The organism is Methanohalobium sp. (assembly GCF_046546175.1).
In the GTDB taxonomy this organism is placed as follows: Archaea; Halobacteriota; Methanosarcinia; order Methanosarcinales; family Methanosarcinaceae; genus Methanohalobium.
In genome coordinates, this window is the sequence record NZ_JBKGYF010000123.1 from 1 (window position 1) to 3293 (window position 3293).

2 protein-coding genes and 1 pseudogene are annotated in these 3293 nt (G+C 36.7%); 1 reads left to right on the forward strand and 2 read right to left on the reverse strand.

Features of this window, described 5'->3' with window-relative positions:
• Positions 1-96 precede the first annotated feature (96 nt).
• Positions 97-1053, forward strand: a pseudogene (locus ACLFMM_RS09500) (MFS transporter).
• 187 nt (positions 1054-1240) lie between these two features.
• Here the strand turns inward: ACLFMM_RS09500 and ACLFMM_RS09505 are convergent.
• The gene (locus ACLFMM_RS09505) at positions 1241-2077 is read right to left on the reverse strand and encodes a phosphatase PAP2 family protein (protein WP_410808494.1); all 837 of its coding nucleotides are present in this window, start codon (positions 2075-2077) and stop codon (positions 1241-1243) included.
• A 35-nt stretch (positions 2078-2112) separates the two neighbouring features.
• A partial coding sequence (locus ACLFMM_RS09510; protein WP_410808495.1) for a B12-binding domain-containing radical SAM protein occupies positions 2113-3293 on the reverse strand: 1181 nt, incomplete at its 5' end.

The window sequence follows — 3293 nt, forward strand, 5'->3', positions numbered from 1 at the left end:
ATATTAAAGAAAACTACACTTATCCAAATCCTGTTGTGAACAATGAATATCGATAAACTCACACTGTTTATTCTGTGTCTGATAACCTTTTTTGGAATGTCAGGGAGTACACTGCTGGGGCCAGTTCTGCCAATAATAGTTGGTCCTCTAAACACAAGCCGCGAAGCTGTAGGATTGATTCTGGCGGTATACACCTTATCTACTGCTGTTTTTACATTACTGATAGGAAGTATCACCGATAAGGTCAATCATAAAAAGATACTTGTACCCTGTCTTATAGTCAATGGCTTAACTGGTATAGCAGCATTCTTTGCAACCGATTTTACATTACTGCTTTTTATACGATTCATCCAGGGTTCAGCGGTTGCAGGTATGACTCCACTTGCGATGACCATGATCGGAGGATTGTATAATGGGTAGAAACGTATTCATGCCATGGGCAGGAGAAGTATGTCCATTGCCATTGGTGCAGTGTCTTTACCATTTATAGGCGGAAGTATGGGTGTACTTGGCTGGAATTATCCCTTCCTTTTCTATTGTCTGACCATTCCCATAGCAATGGTTGCAATAGTTGCACTTCCGGAAACAAATCCTGAAAAATCATTCAGTAAAACAACAACTGGGTTTAGAGAGATACTGGAAGCCCTTAAAAATTTCAAGGTGTCCTATACAATATTCTTAAGTTTTGCAATTGCTTTTTTACTGTATTCTGTAATTATCTATGTTCCCTTTTTACTGGAAGATAATTTTGATTTCACATCACAGGGTGCAGGTATTGCTCTCAGTTTACGGGGTGCATCAGTTATAGTAGTAGCATCACAGGCAAGAAGACTGTCTAAAAAATATCCAGAATATATCGTAATGGCTTTCGGGTTCGGTTTTTTGAGTCTTGTAATCACCGGATTTCCTTTTGTGGATACAGTAACATCAATGTTCTTGTTACTGCTTCTTTTTGGAGCTGGTTTTGGTATGATACAGCCATTTTTAACAACATTAATTATTCAGGTATCACCAGGTAATATAATGGGGGTGTTGTATCAGTTTTCAATATGATTAAATACATAGGTCAAACAGCTGCACCTTCAGTCTTGGGTCTGATATTGTTGTATTTTAATATGCAAATGGTTTTTATTGTATCCGGTTTGTTCGGATTTATTATCGCATTATCAATTTATCTTACAAAATCCAGATTTTCTAATGTTGAAATGTAATTTTAAATATCTGGCAACTTTAATTGTTTTCAGATTTTTCTGTGATTAATTCTAGGTTTGAATTTGCCCGGTATTTGGAACAGGTGCAGGTATCTGATTGTGATGAAATATACAGTTACAGCGAGAATGAAACCTGCAATCAGGTCTATAATCCAGTGAATACCAAGATACAATGTAGTAAAGAGTATTGCAGCAGTAATGCCGACAACAAACGTTTTATATCGTTTAAACTCTGTTCCTGAAACGACAAGCATAGTCATTATAGAAAGTGCTGCATGAAGACTGGGGAAACAATTGTCAAGACCATGATCGCTCATTCTGATACCCTGGGAAATAATCGGACTTAAATTATACAATAGGGGTTCGACGTTTTCCAGTGTGTAACCCGTAACCTCAACAGGAAAAAAAACATAAAACGGATAAGCTATCAGATAGATTAAGATGAATGCTACTGTAAATTCTTTCAAATATCTGGTTTTTTGGGTATATGCCAATATAAAAAATGTGAACACCAGCAAGAAAGGAAAACCGAAAAGATAGACAGTGCTACTTATATAGGTTAATAGTGGATTGGCGATATTTTGAATGTAACTTACTATATCTCCTTCTATCATCATCAAATATCTGGTGTAATTATCACGGGGCACAATACCCAGATGGTTTGCCACATTCTTTTCAGCATTTATAAAAATGTATACAGAACTAATAGGGATGAAATATATTAATGTATCACTGATTAGTTTTCGTTTTTCAGGTTTGTTATGGTCGTTTTTAAATTCGGGAGGAATAAAAACATAGTATCCTACAACTGACATTAAAATAACTGCAAACAATGTGATTATACTCAGCATATATTCTGTTGTCATTATCTTCCAGCCTGAAAATCGCTATTAACCAAAACTCATAACTCTGACAGGTTAGGAATCAGCCATTTGCTCGGTTCAGTCCTATCTGTTGGTGGCTCACCCCTTTTCATCCGGTTTACATATTTGTTCACTTTTTTACCAGTATGTTTCATAGAATATTCAAGTATCCAGCTTTTTATTCCACTATCGTTTTTATAGTTTTTCAACAATTCAGGAGCAATTTTCAAATCATGTTCTATACATTCACCCATTAGTTGCCAGTGTTCAGGTTTCATTTTATCCATGGTAAATGATTCTTCATTATCCAGAGCCGAACCTTTCATTGAAACAAAATTCATTGGTACAATAAGGGATGATGTGCCTTTTAAATCTTCCACAAGGTTTATACTTGCAATAACATCATCGGTTGTTTCGCCAGGCAGACCGTTTATAAGTGTGGCAGCAGTAACCCAGTTGTTATCATCCAATACTCCATAAGCCTGTTTTACGACCTCTGGCCATTTTTCAGGTGGTTCTGGAAGGGTTTTTTTATCCATATATTTTGCCATCAGTTGTTTGCTACCGGTTTCAATACCGGTTTGGGAACCGATTGTACTCTGATTCAGATTTGAATAACAGGTGTCTGTGACAGATTCTACCAATTTAGGATTGGAATAAACAGTCGCAAGAGCCAGATGGCTTGTTCCTATTTTTTCTACACCTTTTGTAGTTGCCACTTGCTCAAATAGATTTAATACTTGTTCACTATCAGGTATTATGCCTCTGGCACCGTATCTGAGGATATCTTCCGAATGTAGAATTATCGATTTCTGTCCGGAATTTACATTTGTTTGTACATCTTTTAAAATATGCTCAACAGATTCAAAACGAAGCTTTTGCATTGTGGGTGTACAGAACGAACACCCTCTGCCACAACCTCTGAAAACTTCAACTAGTCCGTGTGTTGTTGCGCCTCTGATATTTGGTATCTCATCAATATTTGGATCTTTACCCTCGATTATCCTTGATAGCTTATTTCCGTTTAGTATTGATTCAACCATTTCAGGAACTGTGATTTCTCCTCTACCAAGATGGACATAATCAATGTTCAGTTTATCCATTATAGACTCATCTGCAAGCTGCCAGGCTGATTTACCACCAGCGATAACAGTTTTCTTTTTCATGATGGGTTTTTTCATAAGTTTGGACTTCATGGGAAGAGCTTTATTCCACTTGT

Coding starts and splice junctions, on each gene's coding strand:
- ACLFMM_RS09505 (WP_410808494.1), bottom strand. CDS start 2,077: ATGACAACAGAATATATGCTGAGTATAATCACATTGTTTGCAGTTATT.